Origin of the sequence: Streptomyces griseus subsp. griseus (assembly GCF_003610995.1) — a bacterium.
Classification (GTDB): Bacteria; Actinomycetota; Actinomycetes; order Streptomycetales; family Streptomycetaceae; genus Streptomyces.
Genome location: NZ_CP032543.1, coordinates 2,830,215 through 2,848,221, shown reverse-complemented (window position 1 = coordinate 2,848,221; position 18,007 = coordinate 2,830,215). Strand labels below are relative to the sequence as shown.

Below are 18,007 nucleotides of genomic sequence, written 5' to 3'. Positions count from 1 at the left end.
AGCAGGTGGAACGTCAAGCAGGTGGAACGGGAGCGGCGAGGGCTCAGGCCTCGGTGCCCTCGGCCTCGGCGGCCTCCTCCGCGGACGGCTCCTCGGCCTGCGCGGCGACGACCTGGATCACGATGGCGTCCTCGTCACCGGCCAGCGTGGAGCCCTTGGGCAGCTTGATGTCCTTGGCGACGATCGAGTCACCGGCGTCCAGGCCCGCGACGGAGACCGTCACGGACTCGGGGATGTGGGTGGCCTCGGCCTCGACGAGCAGCGTGTTCTGCACGAACTCCAGCAGGTTGGCGCCCGGCGCCAGGTCGCCCTCGGCGTGCACCGCGATCTCGACGTTGACCTTCTCGCCGCGCTTCACGGTCAGCAGGTCGACGTGCTCGATGGTGCCCTTGAGGGGGTGGCGCTGCACGGCCTTCGGGATGACCAGCGTGTCCTTGCCGTCGATCTCCAGGCCGATGAGCACGTTGGCCGTACGGAGCGCGAGCAGCAGCTCGTGGCCCGGCAGCGTGATGTGGACCGACTCGGCGCCGTGGCCGTAGACGACCGCGGGGACCTGGTTGGCACGACGGATACGGCGGGCGGCGCCCTTGCCGAACTCGGTACGGACCTCGGTGGCGAGCTTGATCTCAGCCATGGTTGCACTCCTCGTCAGGTGGCGGAACCGTCGGAAACGGATCTCGAACGGTCACCCGGCCCACGACAGGCCTGCTACGAAGAGCGCGTCGATAACGGAGCCCCGTACACACGGGTACGGCCTCCCTCGCCGAGCAACTCGGTGAGTCTACCCGGCGGGGAGGCCGTACCCCAAAGTGGATCAACAGCAGGCCACAGGGCCTGATGTCAGCCCTGCTCCTCGAAGAGGCTCGTCACCGAACCGTCCTCGAACACCTCACGCACCGCACGCGCGATCGTCGGCGCGATCGACAGCACGGTGATCTTGTCCAGCTCCAGCTCACCCGGGGTCGGCAGCGTGTCCGTGAAGACGAACTCGCTCACCTTCGAGTTCTTCAGCCGGTCCGCCGCCGGACCCGACAGCACCCCGTGCGTCGCCGTCACGATGACGTCCTCCGCACCGTGCGCGAACAGCGCGTCCGCGGCGGCGCAGATCGTGCCACCGGTGTCGATCATGTCGTCGACCAGCACGCAGACCCGGCCCTCGACGTTACCGACGACCTCGTGGACCGAGACCTGGTTCGGCACGTCCTTGTCACGCCGCTTGTGCACGATCGCCAGCGGCGCGTCCAGCCGGTCGCACCAGCGGTCCGCGACCCGCACCCGGCCCGCGTCCGGCGACACGATCGTCAGCTTGGAGCGGTCGACCTTCGCGCCCACGTAGTCCGCCAGGATCGGCAGCGCGAACAGGTGGTCCACCGGGCCGTCGAAGAAGCCCTGGATCTGGTCGGTGTGCAGATCGACGGTGAGGATCCGGTCCGCACCCGCCGTCTTCATCAGGTCCGCGATCAGACGGGCCGAGATCGGCTCACGGCCGCGGTGCTTCTTGTCCTGGCGGGCGTACCCGTAGAACGGCACGATCACCGTGATGGAGCGGGCCGACGCGCGCTTGAGCGCGTCCAGCATGATCAGCTGCTCCATGATCCACTTGTTGATCGGAGCCGTGTGGCTCTGGATCAGGAAGCAGTCCGCGCCACGTGCCGACTCCTGGAACCGTACGTAGATCTCACCGTTGGCGAAATCGAAGGCCTTCGTCGGCACGAGACCGACACCCAGTTGATGTGCGACCTCCTCGGCCAGCTCGGGGTGGGCGCGGCCGGAGAAGAGCATCAGTTTCTTCTCGCCGGTCGTCTTGATCCCGGTCACAGCACAGTCTCCTCAGACGTGTATCTGGCGCTGCACGCATAGGTCCCGATGTGCAACGAGCCAGCCGAAATGGGGTGAGCATCTATCACGGTACGCCGTCACCGGCGCACCTGTTTCCGGTCAGCTTTCGCCGTCGGCTCCCTGCGACGACGCCTGAGCAGCCTGAGCGGCGGCGCTGCCCGGACGCTTCCGGGCCACCCAACCCTCGATATTCCGCTGCTGGCCCCGGGCCACGGCGAGCGAACCGGAGGGGACGTCCTTCGTGATGACCGACCCGGCGGCGGTGTAGACCCCGTCCCCGACCGTGACGGGTGCCACAAACATATTGTCCGAACCGGTACGGCAGTGAGAACCGATCGTCGTGTGGTGCTTGGCCACCCCGTCGTAGTTCACGAAGACGCTGGCGGCACCGATGTTGGTGTGATCGCCGATGGTCGCGTCACCGACGTAGCTGAGGTGCGGGACCTTGGTCCCTTCCCCGACGGTGGCGTTCTTCATCTCCACGTACGTACCGGCCTTGGCCTTGACCCCCAGCCGCGTCCCCGGCCGCAGATACGCGTACGGCCCGACGGAGGCCCCCGCCCCGATCTCGGCCGAGTCGGTCACGGAGTTGTCGACACGGGCCCCGGCGTGCACGAGGGTGTCCTTGAGCCGGGAGTTCGGCCCGACTTCGCAGTCCTCGCCGAGATACGTCGTCCCCAGCAGCTGGGTCCCCGGGTGCACGACCGCGTCACGCTCGTACGTCACCGTCGCGTCGATCAGCGTGGACGCCGGGTCCACGACGGTCACGCCCGCGAGCATCGCGCGCTCCAACAGCCGCTCGTTCAGCAGCCGGCGGGCCTCGGCGAGCTGGAGCCGGTTGTTGATGCCGAGGATCTCGCGGTGGTCGCCCGCCACGGACGCCCCGACGCGGTGCCCGGCCTCGCGGAGGATGGAGAGCACATCGGTGAGGTACTCCTCGCCCTGGCTGTTGTCGGTGCGCACCTTGCCCAGCGCGTCGGCCAGGAGCGACCCGTCGAAGGCGAACACCCCGGAGTTGATCTCGCGGATCGCGCGCTGCTCGTCGGTGGCGTCCTTGTGCTCCACGATCTCGGTGACCGCACCGGTGGCCGGGTCGCGCACGATCCGCCCGTAACCGGTGGAGTCCGGGACCTCGGCGGTCAGGACGGTCACCGCGTTGGCGTCGGCGGCGTGGGTGGCGGCGAGCGCGCCGAGCGTCTCGCCGGAGAGCAGCGGGGTGTCGCCGCAGACGACGATCACGGTGCCGTCGACGGTTCCGCCGAGCTCTTCGAGCCCCATCCGGACGGCGTGCCCGGTCCCGTTCTGCTCGGCCTGGAAGGCGGTGCGCACGGGTTCGTCGCCGGCGTTCAGATGCGCGGTGACCTGCTCACTGGCGTGGCCGACGACCACGACGAGGTGCTGGGGGTCCAGCTCACGGGCGGCGGCGACGACATGTCCGACGAGCGAGCGCCCGGAGATCTCGTGCAGGACCTTGGGTGTCTTCGACTTCATACGGGTGCCCTCACCCGCTGCGAGGACGACGACGGCTGCCGGGCTGGTTGCGCTCACGGATGTGCCCTTCGGCTTCGGGTGGTGGTCATCCGCAGGATACCGGGGGTGTTTCCGGTGGAAACGGGGGCGGGCCCCGACCGGTGTGGTCGGGGCCCGCGTGCCTAGGCTCCCCCACCAGGATTTGAACCTGGACATACGAGACCAAAACTCGCAGTGCTGCCTGATTACACCATGGGGGATCAATTCCGACTAAACCGGACATCGCGTCGGCTCGCCGGACTGGCACCCAACACTATGCCGTACCAGGAGCCTTCGATGCGACGGTACAGCTCGGCGCTTTTCGGGACGCCTACGGCAAGGCAGCCGTAGTGGTTCTCGCCGACGTTCTTACGGTTCGTCTTCGGTATGTGCTTCTTGATCGATGTTTTGCCGAACGCCGCGGTTCTGGCGCCGGTGAGGCCCTCGAAGTCGGCGTACTCGCTGGTGGTTTCCGTCATACGGCGATCGCCGTCCGGAACGCGAACCTCCGGGTCGAAAGTGCGGTCGGTTCGCCATTTCGGGCGATCGGCGTGCGTTTCGTGCACGTTCGAACGCGGAACGTGCTGTTGCCGGTCAACGGAAAAGGGGATGCGTCCGCCCGTAGGCTGGATGCCATGACCGCAACGGGGGCAGACCGGGAGGCGGCGGGATCGACCACCCGCGGCTACTGGTGGTGGGAGCGGCGGCGCAGTGTCGCCCTGGACGTCGGACTGGCGCTGGTATCGGCGCTGGAGTGCGCCCTGGAGGGGGTGGAGTTCGCCGGGAACACCGGGCTGCCGGTGCCGTTGGGCGTGGTGTTCGGGCTGCTGGCGGGTTCGGTGCTGGTGGTGCGGCGGCGGTGGCCGATCGCCGTGGTGCTCGTGACCATCGCGATGACGCCGGCCGAGATGGGCTTCCTGATGGCCCTGGTGGGCCTGTACACGCTGGCCGCGTCCGAGGTGCCGCGCCGGATCACCGTCGTCCTGGCGGGGATGGCCCTGGTGGGCACGTTCATCGTCACCTACGTACGGCTGCGCCAGACCGTGGCGGAGGAGGCCGACTTCGGGCCGGGGGACTGGTATGTGCCGCTGGTGTCGGTGTTCATGGCGGTGGGGCTGACGGCTCCCGCCGTGCTGTTCGGCCTCTACATAGGGGCGCGGCGCCGTCTGATGGAGAGCCTGCGGGAGCGGGCGGACTCGCTGGAGCGGGAGCTGTCGCTGCTGGCGGACCGGGCGGAGGAGCGGGCCGAGTGGGCGCGTACGGAGGAGCGGACCCGGATCGCGCGGGAGATGCATGACGTGGTGGCCCACCGGGTGAGCCTGATGGTGGTGCACGCCGCCGCGCTTCAGGCCGTCGCCCCGAAGGACCCGGCGAAGGCGGTGCGGAACGCGGCGCTGGTGGGGGACATGGGGCGGCAGGCGCTGACGGAGCTGCGGGAGATGCTGGGGGTGCTGCGGAGCGGGGACGCGCTGATCGCGCCCGCCGCCGCGGGTGGCGGTGCGGTTCCGCTGGCGTCGGTGGCGCAGGCTGCTGCGGCGGTCGCCGCGGCGGCGTCGGAGGACGGGCCCCGGCTGAGCGAGCTGGAGGCGCTGGTGGCGCAGTCGCGGCAGGCGGGGATGGTGGTGGAGCTGTCGGTGGACGGCGAGCTGCGTCCGTATGCGCCGGAGGTGGAGCAGACGGCGTTCCGGGTGGTGCAGGAGGCGCTGACGAACGTGCACAAGCACGCGGCGGGGGCGAAGACGTGGGTGCGGCTGGCGCATCGGGGGGCCGAGGTCGCGATGCAGGTGGAGAACGGTCCTTCGGACGCGGCGGTGGCGGATGCGGGGCTGCCGAGCGGGGGGAACGGGTTGGTGGGGATGCGGGAGCGGGTGCTGGGGCTGGGGGGTGTGTTCGTGTCCGGTCCTACGGACGCGGGCGGCTTCCGGGTGTCAGCGGTGCTGCCGGACAGTTCCAGCCCGTCCGGCGTTTGAGGACGGGAAGCGTCGCTCGGGGCGGACTGGCGCCATCACGTCCCCGGGCACGGAGGGGTCGCCGCTCTCCCCGGCATGGGTTCCGTCCTCGAGTGCCGGACCGGCTGGAGTGGCGCGGGCTTCCGTCCTCGAACGCCGGGCGGGCTGAAGGGGCCGCGCCGCGGCTCCATGTGGCTCACGCCCCCGTCGGGCCGGACAGGCGGGCCGGCTGCGTGCCCGTGATCAGCGTTGCCAGCGCCTCGTCGATGTCCTGGCCCAGGAACCAGTCGCCCGTGTGATCGATGCTGTACACCCGCCCCTCGGTGTCGATCGCCAGGACCGCCTGCTCCTCGCCCTCCGCCCCCAGCGGGGCGACCTCCGTCTCCAGGGCCCGCCCCAGGTCGCCCAGCGTCCGGGCGAGGTGCAGCCCGTGCAGCGGGTCCATGCGGACGGCGGCGGGCGCGATCTGCCGGCCCGGTGCGGTCGCCGTGATGTGCAGGGCCCCGAACTCCGCCCAGGCCTCCACCGCCGCCGGGAACACCGCGTGCCGGTGCCCGGCCGGCGAGGTGTGGGCGCGCAGGGCGTCGGCCCACTCCTCGGCCTGTCGGATGTCCCAGCGCCCGGGCTGCCACCCCGCCTCGCGGAGGGCGGCGTCGACGGCGACGGGGAAGCGCGTGGAGTTGTGCGGGGACTGCTGCGGAAGGTGCGGCTGCTGGTCGTGCATCGGTGGGCGGTCAGCCCTTCTCGGCGGTGGTCGCGGCGCCGGTGGTGGTGAGGTCGACGGGGCGTACGCCGAAGTGGGAGAGGAGCGCCGAACAGGATCGGCACGGCGGTGCGTAGCTGCCGTGCAGCGGGTCGCCGTCCTCACGGATGCGGCGGGCGGTGAGCCGGGAGTGCTTGAGCGCGCGCCGCGCCTCCCCGTTGGTCAGGGGTTTTCGCTGGGCGCGTTTGGAGCGGCCGCTCTCGGTGGCGGTGAGCTGCCGGGAGAGCAGTATGGCCTCGGGGCAGCGGCCGGTGAAGCGTTCGCGCTGGCCGCTGGTGAGGGCGTCGAGGAAGTCCTGGACGAGCGGGTGCAGAGCCGGCGGCTGGTCCCCCTTGCCGGCGGTGCAGGTGAGCGTCTCTCCGCGTACGGACAGCGCGGCGGCCACGGCGGGGAGGATCCCGTCGCGGCGGTGGAGCAGGTGAGGCGTGCGGCTGGTCTCGGTGCTGCTCCAGTTGAGTCGCGGGTCCCCTGATGTTCCATTTGTGACTGTTTGTACTGAATGCATGGTGCGGTCGTCCCTCCCTGCAATCCCCCGAGTTGCGGGGACAGCCTGCCAAATGTGCCGCGTCGTGGGGAAGCTGGGTCGGTGAAACACGCGCGCGTGTCGCCGGAAGGTGCGACACTGCCGCCTCACCGTCACGCGCACGTGACCGTTCGTGACGGAATCGGCGGGACGGGACCGCCTGTTGCCCCACCGCTTAGGCTGTGCGGAACCACCAGACGCAGCAGGGGGCAACCGCCATGACGACAGGTCGGCTCGGGCAGCAAGCCGCGCCACCGAACGCGGCCTATGCCGGTCAGGTCGTGCACTTCCCGGACCCGGTCCGGGCGTCCCGCCACCCCAGAGGTGTGCGCGTGGGCGACAGCGGCCATCCGGATTTCTCGCCGTACGCGCGGGCCGCCGCGGAGATCGCCGACCCCCCGCAGGGGTTCGGTGTCGACGAGCTGCGGCTGACCGACTACGTGTCGGCGAACGCGGCGATGGCGGCCGCCGGCCATGAGCTGTGGGACACGATTTCGGCGGTGGCGACGCCGCACGGCTGGACCTGGCACCACGTGGCGGGCGGCCGGCGGATGGAGCTGGTGCCCGTCGAGGTGAAGGCGCTGCTCCGTCACCACGGCGGTCTGGCGACGACCGAGGTGGACCTGGACCGGCGCGGTACGCGCCCGTTGCAGGAGACCCGCCCCGCGCATTTCCGGCTGCCCAAGGGGGCGGTCGCGGTGAGCGAGCAGCAGATCCAGGGCGTCGAGGAGGACCTCGGCTACCGGCTGCCGGGTGCCTACCGTTCCTTCCTCAAGGCGGCGGGCGGTTCGGCCCCGGTGGGGGCCGCGCTGGACGCCGAGCTGGGGCTGCTGGTGGACCAGCCGTTCTTCACGGTGCGTGACGAGGCGGCCGTCAACGACCTGGTGTACGTGAACAAGTGTCTGCGGGACCACTTCACCAAGGACTACCTGGGCGTCGCCTTCGTCCAGGGCGGGATCCTGGCCGTGAAGGTGCGCGGGCAGGACGTCGGTTCGGTGTGGTTCTGCCCGTACGACGACGCCCGTGACCAGGACGGCTGGAGCGTGCAGGAGCGCGTGGAGCGGCTGTTGCTGCCGTGCGGTGCGGACTTCGACGCCTTCCTCCAGCGGCTGGCGGGCAACCCGCCGGAGCTGGAGACGGTGGCGAACCTGATGGTGGACGGCGGCTTCGCGCGCGCCGTCCCGGTGGAGGGGTGAGCGCGGTGGTGACTTTCGCGCAGGCGCAGGAGCGGGCGGACGAGTGGGTCAACGGCGACGTGCCCGCGTACCAGCACCGTGAGGTCCGGGTCCGTGAGTTCGAGCTGGGTTTCGTGGTGTGGGCCGAGGACCGCGCGGAGGGCCCGGTCTCGGACGGCGGCCGTCAACGGCTGGTGATCGCCCGGGACAGCGGCGAGGCGACGTTGTGGCCGGGGCTGCCGGTGGGTGAGGTCATCCGGCGGTACGAGGAGGAGTACGGGGCCCCGGCGGGTGCGCCGGCCCCCGCGCCGGAGCCGCCGCAGCGGGTGGACCTGAACCAGACGTCGTTCCTGCTGACGCCTCCGGAGTGGCTCCAGGAAGCGGCGGACAAGCTGGGGATCCCGGATCACCGGGCGGAGCGCCTGGCCGCGGAGGAGGAGGCGGACGCGGCCGCGGCAGCGGCTGCTTCCGGTTCCACCCCCGTCGCGGCGTCCGCCTCGACCGGATCCGCCTCGCCGTCCACGCCGACGCCGACCGGACCGGCATCGACCGGATCCGCGTCGGCCGGACCCACGTCTACGGGACCTGCCTCCGCCGGACCCGCATCCGGCCCGGCGCCGGGTGGAACCCCCGTGCCCGCCCCCGCCGATGAGCCCGCGGACGGAACACCGCCCCCGGCCACCCCGGCCTCGGCCCCCACCCCTCCCCCTCCTGGCCCGCCGCAGGCGGCAGCGTGGGCGGGGCGGCGGCCTACGAGCCCACCGCCAACGACGGCGTGCCCGCCGACGCGACCCCGTGGGCCGGTACGGACACCAACTCCTCCGACTCCGACGACGGGGCCGTTCCGCTGCCCGCGACGGTGTTCGCGCCGCCGCTCTCGGGTACGGACGACGAGGAGGCCCCGCCGCCGGTGGTGTCGGCGGAGGCGCCCACCGCGCTGATGTCGGGCGGCAGCCAGCTCCCGCGTACGCAGGTGGCCCCCAGGCTCAAGCCCGACCAGGGCTCCCCGGCCTCCGAGGGCGCCGAGGACATCGCGGACGCGGCCACCAGCAAGGCCGTGGTGCCGCCGCGCGGTTCGCGTGGGGCGGGTTCGGCGCCCCCGCCGCCGCCCGGCGCACCCGGCATCCCCGGCGTACGCCCCGGTGCGACACCGCCGCCCTCGGGTCCGGGTGCGCCCGGGGCTCCGGCGGGCGGGTACCTCCCGACGCAGCTCGTCCCCCAGACCGGTCCGTCCGGCGCCCCGCAGCCGCCCGGTCCGCCCGGCGCCACGCCTCCTCCGCCCCCCGGCGGGGTCCACCACGCGGCGACGATGCTCGCCGACGGGAGCAGCGTCGGCGCGGGCGTCCCGTCCCCGGGTGCGCCCCGCCCGCCGGGCCCTCCCGGCACCCCGGGCGCCCCGTTGCCCCCGGGCCCGCCCGGCGTGCCCGGAGCGCCGCGGCCCCCCGGCCCGCCCGGGCCCCCCGGTCCTCCGCCCGGCTCCACGCCGCCTCCCGGCGGGGTGCACCACGCGGAGACGATGTTCGCGAACTCCGGCCCGATCCCGGTCCCGGGCCCGCCCGGTCCTCCCGGGCCTCCGCCCGGTGCTCCGCAGGGCGGCGCCCCCGGCCCCGTACACACTCCGCCGGGTCCCGGTCCGCACACCCCGCCGCCCCCCGCGTACGGCTATCCGCAGCAGCCGAGCGGTCTGCCGACCGTGGGCCCGGGGTACCAGGCGGTGCTGCGGTTCCGGGCGCCGGACGGCAGTGAGCAGCAGCTGATCCGGCGTTCGGCGCCGGGCACCCCGCACCCCGAGTGGCAGATGCTGCACGAGCTGCGGGCGATGAACGTCTCCCCGCAGCAGGTGATCGAGTTGCACACGGAGCTGGAGTCCTGCGAGCTGCCGGGCGGGTACTGCGCCCGGATGATCCGGGAGACCTGGCCGCAGGTGCGGATCACCAGCGTGGCGCCGTACGGCACCGATCACGCGAGCCGTCAGCAGGGCATGCAGCATCTGCTCACCCACCAGGGCGAGCTGCACCAGGTGGCGGACGGTCCGGCGCGGCCGGCCCCGGTGCGGGCGCCGCTGCCGCAGCTGCCGCCCGCGCCCGCGCTGCCGCCGGAGGCGGTGGCCGAGGAGCTGCTCCAGGCGTTCGGTCCGCAGGGGATCCTGCGGTTCGACCAGCGGGCGGTGTCGCGCCAGGGCGTCCCGGAGATCGTGGCGCGGACCCTCGTCTGGGCGGGGCTGCCCGCCGATTTCGGGCCGTTCTTCTGGGCGCAGCCGGGGCAGCCGGTGGTGCCGACGCTGGGCGAGCTGGCAGCGCAGCGGCAGGTGCAGGCGGCGCCGGACGCCGGGTCGTACCTGGTGATGGGTACGGACTTCGGGCGCGCGATCTGTGTCCAGTACGGGACGGCGAACGTCGTGGCCGTGCCGGTGGAGGCGGGTCCGGGCGGTCAGCCGGTTCCGCCGCAGTTCGTGAACACGGGGCTGCCGGAGTTCGTGCGGTCGATGGCGCTGCTGGGCCGGATGTGGCGGCTCCGGTTCGGGCTGACTCCGGAGCAGGCGGGGCGCTGGACCGTCGATTTCCAGGCACAGCTGGTGGCGCTGGATCCGGCGGCGCTGGCGTCGCCGGAGAGCTGGTGGTCGGTGCTGCTGGAGCAGATGTGGGATGGTCTGCTCTGATCCGTACCGCTGGCCGATAGCTGGTGTACGAGGCACCCGGTCCGGGACGGATCGGGTGCCTCACCGCGTACCGGGCGTGTGATGCCGATCGCTTTCCGTCCTGAAAGCGTCTGATCGATTCCGACTTCCGGCCCCAATTGCCGCATCCTTGACGTATCGCGGGGAGACCCGTGTGCGCCGATGCGCCCGTGTGTCCGTATGTCCGAATGTCGTAGAGGGGCTTCAGGCTATGAGTGCTGGACCGGTGTCCGCGTTCGACGTGGTCGGCGTGCGGGGGCGTGGTTACCGTCCGGAGCAGGTGGACCGCGCCGTGGCGGCCAGGACGGCCGAGCGGGACACGGCGCTCGCGGAGGCGGTGCGGCTGGAGCGGCTGGCGCAGGAGCTGGCGGCGGAGGCGGCCCGGCTGGCGGAGACCGTGGCGGGGCTGCCGGAGCAGGATTACGCGGAGCTGGGGGAGCGGGCGCAGCACATCCTGGCGCTGGTGCGGGAGCAGGCCGCTGCCCTGCGGGCGGACGCGGAGGCGGCGGGCCAGGAGCTGGCGGACGCGGCCGACGCGGAGGGCCGGACGGCCGGTGACGCGGCGCGGCAGGCGGCGGACGCGGTACGGGCCGCTGCCGTGGCGGCGGCGGAGGAGCGGGTCGCGGAGGCGGTCCGGGAGGCGGAGGGCGTGCTCGCCGCGGCCCGTAAGGAGGCCGAGGAGGTGCGCGGCGCGGCCGAGGAGGCGATGGCGCAGACCCGGAGCCGTACGGCGAGTGTGCTGGCCCACCAGGAGCAGGAGCACACGGAGCGCCACCAGGCCGCCGAGGCCGAGATCGCCGCCGCCGAGGCCGAGTCGGAGGCGCGCCACACGGAGCTGACCGAGCGCGCGGAGGCCCTTCTCGCGCAGGCGGCACGCGGCCTGGCGGAGACCCAGGAGGCGGCCCGCCACGGCCAGGAGGACGCGGAGGCCCGGGCGGCGGAGATCCTTTCGGAGGCCCGGGTGCGCGAGGAGCGGATCGTCCGCGAGACCGAGCGGGTGCTGCGGGAGCACGAGGAGGGCCGCGAGGAGGTCCAGGCCCACATGGCACACGTCCGCAGCTCACTGGCGGCACTGACGGGCCGGGTGACGGCGGGGCCGGCCGGGCCGGCGGAGGAGTGAGGGGCCTCGCCGCGGGGACTGGTGGGGGCCACCGTCCCGGGTGACGGGGCCCCGCCCGAGGGCGCTCCCGGGAGAACCGGCTGCGGTGTCGGACGGGTTCGTGGCGGACAGCCCTTGCGTATATCTGCTCGGGCGAGCTGAATTGTCAGTGCGGTTTGCATTTCCCCGCTCTCCGCACACGTTCGCCGCGCAAGGGAGTGTTATGTCCGCCCGAATACCGGACATTCTGTCACCAGAGTTCGAGAAGGACCCGTACGGGGCGTATCGGCAGATGCGTGACGACGATCCGCTCAGCTGGCACGAGGCCACCGGCAGCTACATCGTCTCGCGTTATGAGGACGTCGAGAGGATCTTCAAGGATAAAAAAGGCGAATTCAGCACGGAGAACTACGACTGGCAGATCGAGCCGGTGCACGGCCGGACGATTCTCCAGCTCAGCGGGCGGGAGCACGCCGTGCGCCGGGCCCTGGTCGCTCCCGCCTTCCGGGGCAGCGACCTGCGGGACAAATTCTTACCGGTCATCGAGCGCAATTCGCGCGAGCTGATCGACACATTCCGTGCCACCGGGTCCGTCGATCTGGTCACCGACTACGCCAGCCGCTTCCCGGTCAACGTCATCGCGGACATGCTGGGTCTTGACAAGTCCGACTACGACCGTTTTCACGGCTGGTACACGGCGGTCATCGCCTTTCTCGGCAATCTCTCCGGCGACCAGGACGTGGTGCGTGCGGGCGAGCGTACGCGCGTCGAGTTCGCCGAGTACATGCTGCCGGTCATCCGCGAGCGGCGCGCGGCGCCGGGGGACGACCTGCTGTCGGTCCTGTGCACCGCGGAGGTCGACGGGGTGCGGATGAGCGACGAGGACATCAAGGCGTTCTGCAGCCTGCTGCTGGCGGCCGGGGGCGAGACCACCGACAAGGCCATCGCCGCCATCTTCACCAACCTGCTGCTGCACCCGGAGCAGTTGGAGGCGGTCCGGGCGGATCGCGAGCTGATCCCCCGGGCGTTCGCGGAGACCCTGCGCTACACACCGCCCGTCCACATGATCATGCGGCAGTCGACCACGGAGGTCGCCCTCAGCGGCGGCACGGTCCCCGCGGGCGCCACGGTCACCTGCCTCATCGGCGCGGCCAACCGTGACGAGAAGCGCTACCGGGACCCCGACTCCTTCGACATCTTCCGGGAGGACCTGGCGGCCACGAACGCCTTCTCGGCGGCCGCCGACCATCTGGCCTTCGCCCTGGGCCGGCACTTCTGTGTCGGTGCGCTGCTGGCCAAGGCGGAGGTGGAGATCGGGGTCGGCCAGTTGCTGGACGCCATGCCCGACCTCCGGCTGGCCGACGGCTTCGACCCGGTCGAGCGCGGTGTCTTCACCCGGGGTCCGCAGAGCCTGCCGATCCGGTTCACCCCGGTCTCCGGCTGACCGGAGGAGCGTGGGCGGCCGGAGCGCGTACTCCGGCCGCCCACGCTCCTACCGCGCCACCGGGCTGAAGACGACCGGCAGTTCCGACAGCCCCCGCATCCAGACCGAAGGGCGCCAGTGGAGCTCCGCCGGGTCCACCGCGAGCATCAGGTCGGGCAGCCGCTCCAGCAGCGTCTCCACCGCCGTACGGGCCATGACGTCCGCCAGCAGCGGCGCGGGGTAGGGGCAGCGGTGCTCGCCGCTGCTGAAGGAGAGGTGGGCGGCGTTCTCGGCGCCGACGTACGACTCCGGCCAGATCTCCGGGTCGGTGTTGGCCGCGGCGATCCCGAGGACGAGGCAGTCCCCGGCCCGGATGTGCCGGCCGCCGAGCTGGACGTCCCGCACGGCCCAGCGGCCGATGAAGTTCTGGGTCGGGGTGTCCAGCCACAGCACCTCGTTGAGGGCCTCGCCGACGCTGAGCCGGCCGCCGGAGACGTTGAGCGCGAACCGCTCGTCCGTGAGCAGCAGCCGCAGCGTGTTGCAGATCCAGTTGGCCGTGGGCTGCTGGGCGGCGGCGATCACCGAGATGAGGTCCTGGACGATCTGCTCGTCCGTCAGGCCCTCCGGGTGGGTGACCAGGCGGGAGGTGACGTCGGGGCCCGGGGCCGCACGGCGTTCCTGGACCAGGCGGCGCAGCCGGTCGCCGACGCGCCCGTAGGCGGCCACCGGGTCCTCCCCCTCGTTGGCGTCGAGGGAGATGCGCAGGTCGTCGACGAGCGACTGGGTGTCGTCGCCGGTCAGGGGCATGCCGCACAGCTGGACGACGGCCCGCATCGGCAGCGTGTGGACGAAGCTGCTCATCAGCTCGGTGCGACCGCTTCCGGCGAAGGCCGTGATGAGCTGGTCGGCGATGTTGCCGCAGTCGCGGGCCAGTTCGAACTGGTCCACGGCCTCCAGTGCCTCGGTGATCACCCCGGCCCTGCGCCGGTGCTCGTCGCCCTCGGTGAAGAGCACCGAGGGCTGGTATCCGACGTACGGGAGCAGCGGCCAGTCGCCGGGGATGTTCTCCCACTGGTTCCAGCGGCGGGAGTCCCGGGCGAAGATCTCGTCGTGCTCGGTGACGTAGGACAGCTCCGCGTAGCCGAGCACCAGCCAGGCGGGGATGTCGGCGTCCAGGAGCACCGGGGCCACCGCGCCGTGCTCCGCCCGCAGGGAGCGGTACAGCTCGGTGGGCGTCTGCTGGTAGGAGTTCCCTGACAGGCGCACCGCCCCCCGGCCGGCCGGGCAGCCGGGGGCGGTGGGACCGAAGGCAGGGCTGGAGGTACTCATGGGGTCGCCTCCCGGGCGAGGGCCATCGTGCGCAGATGGTCGACGAGGGTGATCAGCACGTTCTTGCTGGACGTCCGGATCCGGGCGTCGCAGTCGACCATGGGGACGTGCGGGGGCAGGGCCAAGGCCTGGCGGATCTCGTCGAGGGAGTACGTGGTGTCGTGGTCGAACCGGTTGACCGCGACCACGAACGGGGTTCCGTGGTGCTCCAGCCGGTCGATCGCGTACCAGGAGTCGTCCATCCTGCGGGTGTCCACGAGGACCACGGCCCCCAGGGTGCCGGAGAACAGCCGGTCCCACAGGAACCAGAAGCGCTTCTGTCCCGGTGCGCCGAAGAGGTAGAGCACCATGCGCTCGTTGAGGCTGATGCGGCCGAAGTCGAACGCCACCGTGGTGGTCGTCTTGCCGTCGACCCCGCTCGTCTCGTCGACCCCGACGCCCGCCTGGGTCATGACTTCCTCGGTGTTGAGCGGGCGGATCTCGCTCACCGACTGGACGAGGGTGGTCTTGCCGACGCCGAACCCTCCGACGACGACTATCTTCAGCCCGGTCTCCGCGGCGTCGGCCAGGGGCGTGCGCTGAGCGGGCAGGTCAAAGCCTACGGAGTCCATGGAGCACCTCCATCAGCAGGTCGGAGTCGGGGAGCGCGGCGGGGGAGTTGGCGGCGCGGGGGTGGCGGGCGGTGATGCGGCCCGCTGTGTGCAGGTCGTCGAGGAGGATGCGCACCACGGTGACGGGGAGGGAGAGTTCGGCCGCGACTTCGACGACGGCCGTGGGGTGACGGCACAGTTCGAGGATGCGGACGTGCTCCGACTGCATGCCCGTGGTGGGCCGGGACTCGGCGACGATGAGGGTCACCAGGTCGAAGGAGTCCTCGGACCGGCTGCGTCCGCCGGTGACCGTGTAGAGCCGGTCGGGGGCCCCGGTGTCGACGGGCCGGAGGGTCATGACCGGCTCCCCGGCGCCCCGCCCCGTGGCGCGGCGCGCAGGTGGTCGCCGATCTGCTCCACCATCTGCGTCATGTGGTGGCCCACCACGCTCGGGTCGGCGTCCTCCGAGGCGATGACGGCCAGGTGGGCACCCTCGCCGGCCTCCACGATGAAGAGCAGGCCGCCGTGGAACTCGGTCATGGAGTGCCGCACGCCCCCGGTGCTGTCGCCGAACTCGATGGACGCCCCCTGGGCCAGCGCCTGCATGCCGGAGCAGATGGCGGCCAGCTGGTCGGCCTGGTCGAGGCCGAGGTGCTCGGTCCAGCAGAGTTTCAGTCCGTCCCGTGACAGGGCCAGGGCGTGGCGTGTTCCGGGGGTCTGCTCCAGCAGCCTCTGCAGGAGCCAGGTGAGGCTGGTGTCTGTGGTCTGCATGATGTGTGGTGGGACCGTGCGGCCAGGAGGCCGGCTGTACGGCCCGTACCTCCAATCTCGGAAGGTTCGAGCGAGGGTGTCCGATGCGCCGGGCACCGGGGGGATGGGCGTACCGGGCTAGGGGGTGCCAGGAGGCGGGGTGGCCTGGCTGTCCCGGTCTCCGGGGTTCTCCTGGGGCCGGCGCCCGCGCTGGAAGGCACCGAACTGCTGGGACGCGCTGCGCGGCGGGGACTTCCTGGACGCGCCGCCGTCGGCCGCTGCCCGGCCGGCGGCTCCCCGGTGCCGGCCGTGTTCCCGGTCGGCCTCTCCCATGGTCCGGCCGGGGGTGCGTACGGGCAGGCCGTTGGGGGTGGACAGGGCCGCGGGCCGGGCCGGGGGAGGCGTCGGCTCCGGGACCGGCGGCCGGATCGTTTCCCGTACGGGCTCCGGGTGGCGCCCCGGCGGTTCGTACCTGGCCGGCGTGTGGTCGGCGGCCGGGGCGGGGGCCGGGGGCGTGAGAGGGGCGGGGGCCGGAGGCGGCAGGGGCACGGCGGCGGGCGCCGGGGGTGTCAGGGGCACGGGGGTGAGGTCGGGGGTCGTGGTCGGCGCGGGAAGGGAGCGTACGGGTGTGCCGGTGGGAGGTGTCACCGAGGAGGCGGGCGGAGGCACGGAGGCTCCGGGCGTGGACCCGGGCCGGCTGGGGGCGGTGGGCAGGCCCGGAGTCTGCTGGGTGTCGCGGTTCTCCTGGGCGATGAGCTGACGGGGCAGCAGGACCACCACGCCCGTTCCACCCCGGCTGGACGGACGGTAGTTGACGCTGATCTGGTGCTTGATCGCGAGCTGTCCCACGACGGCCAGGCCGAGCCGGGTGCCCTGGAGCGAGGCGAGGTCGGTCAGCCGCCCGGAGACGGAGTCCGCGGCCCGGCGCATGGCGGCGTCGGCCATCTTCAGCCCGCTGTCCTCGATGGTGACGACGATGCCGGTGCCGCGTTCCTCGACGTAGACGTGGACCTCGTCGATGGGGGGCGAGAAGTTGGCGGCGTTGTCCATCAGTTCGGCGAGCAGGTGCATGACGCCCTCGGCGGCGAAGCCGGAGATGGCGGCGGTGGACGAGCAGTGCAGCCGTACGCGCTGGTAGGCCGCGATGCGTCCGACCGCGCCGCGCAGGATGCTCTCCATGACGATCGGCCTGTTCCAGGCGCGGCTGGGCCGACCGCCCATCAGCAGGGCCAGCCGGTCCGTCATGAGGCCGAGCTGGGAGGTGCTGTGGTCCAGTTTCAGCAGGTCACCGAAGACCTCCTCGCCGTGACGTTCCTGCATGGTGCGCAGGTCGGCGAGCATGCTCACGGCCTTCGCCTGGACGCGGCTGAGCGCCTTGGCGGAGGCGGTCTGGGCCGCCAGGGCACGGCGCTCGCTGAGGGCGAGCTCCCGGACCACCGACTCGGCCGACGTCCTCAGCAGCGGGTGCTCGGGCAGCACGGTCTCGGCTCGCACCGAGGCGCCGGACTCCCCCTCGCGGAGGCGGACGGTCACCGACGGCAGCGTCTCCCGGGTGAACCGCTGCACCTCGGTGGTCATCACCTCCAGCTCGTCGCGGAGCCGGGCGACCTCGGCCCCCAGCTCCTCACGCAGCTGGGCGTTGCCCGCCTGGAGCGAGGCGACCTGCTGCCCCTGTTCCTCGACGGTGGCCGCGGTGATGTGCAGCAGTTTGCGGTGGCGGGGGCTCCGCGGCGGCGGCACCTGGTCAAGGGCGGCGGCGGTGTTCCAGCCGCCGCGCACCAGCCTGACCACGGCGGGCAGGGCCACGTCGGACGTGTGGGCCGCGTCCGCCTCCAGGGCCGCCGTCGAGGCCTTGAGCCGGTCGGCCTCGACGGTCCGCTCCGTCGCCGTGCGCTGCGCCTTGGCGACGAGTCTGCGGGTGGTGGCAAGGGTGGCGGCCACTGTCACCCAGGCGGTGACGACGACGGCCACGGCCCAGCCGCGTGCGCCTTGCGGCGCCAGCACCACGGCCAGGGCTCCAGCCGCGGCGCTCAGCGCCAGCAGCGCCCAGACCGGGGCCGTCACGGCCGTCGGGGCCTTCATCGGTCGCCGCTGCGTGGGAGGTTCGGGTTTGGGCATGGATGCGGGTCCCTCAGTTCATGCCGAGCAGAAGGTGGGGCCGCCTCGGAAGCCCTACCACGCGGGTGGGCGGAGGAAGGTGAGGCGGGAGGCCCCTGTCCGGCAGGCAGAGGCCTCATCGTAACCATCCTGAAGCACTCGATGATCTGCTGAGCGGCATAGTCCTACGGCAGTACGAGATTGTCGTGAACTGTGCGCCGTCGCAGCTTCCTTGCGTTCCGAGTGGTAGTTCCCGCGACAAAGGCCGAATGGCAAGGGAGAGC

The 18,007-nt window shown here is 72.2% G+C and carries 15 protein-coding genes and 1 pseudogene; 5 read left to right on the top strand and 11 right to left on the bottom strand.

What is annotated here, in order from left to right; genetic code table 11:
* Positions 1-43 precede the first annotated feature (43 nt).
* From D6270_RS12910 to D6270_RS33980, 4 genes are all read right to left on the bottom strand, one after another.
* Entirely contained in the window at positions 44-634 is a 591-nt protein-coding gene (locus tag D6270_RS12910) for a 50S ribosomal protein L25/general stress protein Ctc (RefSeq protein ID WP_109165269.1), read from the bottom strand.
* Between the two features lie 206 nt (positions 635-840).
* Positions 841-1,818, bottom strand: a complete 978-nt coding sequence (locus D6270_RS12905) for a ribose-phosphate diphosphokinase (protein ID WP_030568593.1) — start codon at positions 1,816-1,818, stop codon at positions 841-843.
* Positions 1,819-1,938: 120 nt separating this feature from the next.
* Complete coding sequence (gene glmU, locus D6270_RS12900) at positions 1,939-3,387, bottom strand: bifunctional UDP-N-acetylglucosamine diphosphorylase/glucosamine-1-phosphate N-acetyltransferase GlmU (RefSeq protein WP_109165270.1); 1,449 nt, start codon at positions 3,385-3,387, stop codon at positions 1,939-1,941.
* Between the two features lie 182 nt (positions 3,388-3,569).
* The gene (locus tag D6270_RS33980) at positions 3,570-3,914 is read right to left on the bottom strand and encodes a hypothetical protein (protein WP_391040266.1); all 345 of its coding nucleotides are present in this window, start codon (positions 3,912-3,914) and stop codon (positions 3,570-3,572) included.
* 69 nt (positions 3,915-3,983) lie between these two features.
* Between D6270_RS33980 and D6270_RS12890 the strand changes: the two genes are divergently transcribed.
* The gene (locus D6270_RS12890) at positions 3,984-5,318 is read left to right on the top strand and encodes a sensor histidine kinase (RefSeq protein ID WP_109165271.1); all 1,335 of its coding nucleotides are present in this window, start codon (positions 3,984-3,986) and stop codon (positions 5,316-5,318) included.
* 175 nt (positions 5,319-5,493) lie between these two features.
* On the opposite strand, the gene D6270_RS12885 is transcribed toward D6270_RS12890, so the two are convergent.
* On the bottom strand, positions 5,494-6,021 hold the full coding sequence (locus D6270_RS12885) for an SUKH-3 domain-containing protein (protein WP_109165272.1): 528 nt from the start codon (positions 6,019-6,021) through the stop codon (positions 5,494-5,496).
* Between the two features lie 10 nt (positions 6,022-6,031).
* The gene (locus D6270_RS12880; RefSeq protein ID WP_109165273.1) at positions 6,032-6,565 is read right to left on the bottom strand and encodes a YwqJ-related putative deaminase; all 534 of its coding nucleotides are present in this window, start codon (positions 6,563-6,565) and stop codon (positions 6,032-6,034) included.
* Positions 6,566-6,801: 236 nt separating this feature from the next.
* On the opposite strand from D6270_RS12880, the gene D6270_RS12875 reads away from it, so the two are divergent.
* From D6270_RS12875 to D6270_RS12860, 4 genes and pseudogenes are all read left to right on the top strand, one after another.
* Positions 6,802-7,779 (top strand): SMI1/KNR4 family protein, encoded by a 978-nt coding sequence (locus tag D6270_RS12875; RefSeq protein ID WP_109165274.1) that lies wholly within the window; start codon positions 6,802-6,804, stop codon positions 7,777-7,779.
* Positions 7,776-10,417 (top strand): annotated as a pseudogene (locus D6270_RS33635) (SUKH-4 family immunity protein). Before D6270_RS12875 ends, D6270_RS33635 begins: the two are co-directional and overlap by 4 nt.
* A 229-nt stretch (positions 10,418-10,646) precedes the next feature.
* Entirely contained in the window at positions 10,647-11,555 is a 909-nt protein-coding gene (locus tag D6270_RS12865; protein WP_109165276.1) for a cellulose-binding protein, read from the top strand.
* A gap of 271 nt (positions 11,556-11,826) precedes the next feature.
* Positions 11,827-12,978 (top strand): cytochrome P450, encoded by a 1,152-nt coding sequence (locus tag D6270_RS12860; RefSeq protein ID WP_376202306.1) that lies wholly within the window; start codon positions 11,827-11,829, stop codon positions 12,976-12,978.
* A gap of 48 nt (positions 12,979-13,026) precedes the next feature.
* On the opposite strand, the gene D6270_RS12855 is transcribed toward D6270_RS12860, so the two are convergent.
* The 5 genes from D6270_RS12855 to D6270_RS12835 form a co-directional block, all read right to left on the bottom strand.
* Positions 13,027-14,286, bottom strand: coding sequence for a cytochrome P450 (locus D6270_RS12855; RefSeq protein ID WP_109165278.1), 1,260 nt, complete (start codon positions 14,284-14,286; stop codon positions 13,027-13,029).
* Entirely contained in the window at positions 14,283-14,897 is a 615-nt protein-coding gene (locus D6270_RS12850; protein ID WP_109165279.1) for a GTP-binding protein, read from the bottom strand. The genes D6270_RS12855 and D6270_RS12850 overlap by 4 nt, the downstream gene beginning before the upstream one ends.
* Complete coding sequence (locus D6270_RS12845; RefSeq protein ID WP_109165280.1) at positions 14,878-15,234, bottom strand: DUF742 domain-containing protein; 357 nt, start codon at positions 15,232-15,234, stop codon at positions 14,878-14,880. Before D6270_RS12845 ends, D6270_RS12850 begins: the two co-directional genes overlap by 20 nt.
* Positions 15,231-15,647, bottom strand: a complete 417-nt coding sequence (locus D6270_RS12840; RefSeq protein WP_109165281.1) for a roadblock/LC7 domain-containing protein — start codon at positions 15,645-15,647, stop codon at positions 15,231-15,233. Before D6270_RS12840 ends, D6270_RS12845 begins: the two co-directional genes overlap by 4 nt.
* 117 nt (positions 15,648-15,764) lie before the next feature.
* A complete protein-coding gene (locus D6270_RS12835) occupies positions 15,765-17,744 on the bottom strand; it encodes a sensor histidine kinase (protein WP_225976831.1) in 1,980 nt (659 codons plus the stop codon).
* Positions 17,745-18,007 lie beyond the last annotated feature (263 nt).

Coding starts and splice junctions, on each gene's coding strand:
- D6270_RS12910 (WP_109165269.1), bottom strand. CDS start 634: ATGGCTGAGATCAAGCTCGCCACCGAGGTCCGTACCGAGTTCGGCAAG.
- D6270_RS12890 (WP_109165271.1), top strand. CDS start 3,984: ATGACCGCAACGGGGGCAGACCGGGAGGCGGCGGGATCGACCACCCGC.
- D6270_RS12885 (WP_109165272.1), bottom strand. CDS start 6,021: ATGCACGACCAGCAGCCGCACCTTCCGCAGCAGTCCCCGCACAACTCC.
- D6270_RS12880 (WP_109165273.1), bottom strand. CDS start 6,565: ATGCATTCAGTACAAACAGTCACAAATGGAACATCAGGGGACCCGCGA.
- D6270_RS12875 (WP_109165274.1), top strand. CDS start 6,802: ATGACGACAGGTCGGCTCGGGCAGCAAGCCGCGCCACCGAACGCGGCC.
- D6270_RS12865 (WP_109165276.1), top strand. CDS start 10,647: ATGAGTGCTGGACCGGTGTCCGCGTTCGACGTGGTCGGCGTGCGGGGG.
- D6270_RS12860 (WP_376202306.1), top strand. CDS start 11,827: ATGCGTGACGACGATCCGCTCAGCTGGCACGAGGCCACCGGCAGCTAC.
- D6270_RS12855 (WP_109165278.1), bottom strand. CDS start 14,286: ATGAGTACCTCCAGCCCTGCCTTCGGTCCCACCGCCCCCGGCTGCCCG.
- D6270_RS12850 (WP_109165279.1), bottom strand. CDS start 14,897: ATGGACTCCGTAGGCTTTGACCTGCCCGCTCAGCGCACGCCCCTGGCC.
- D6270_RS12845 (WP_109165280.1), bottom strand. CDS start 15,234: ATGACCCTCCGGCCCGTCGACACCGGGGCCCCCGACCGGCTCTACACG.
- D6270_RS12840 (WP_109165281.1), bottom strand. CDS start 15,647: ATGCAGACCACAGACACCAGCCTCACCTGGCTCCTGCAGAGGCTGCTG.
- D6270_RS12835 (WP_225976831.1), bottom strand. CDS start 17,744: ATGCCCAAACCCGAACCTCCCACGCAGCGGCGACCGATGAAGGCCCCG.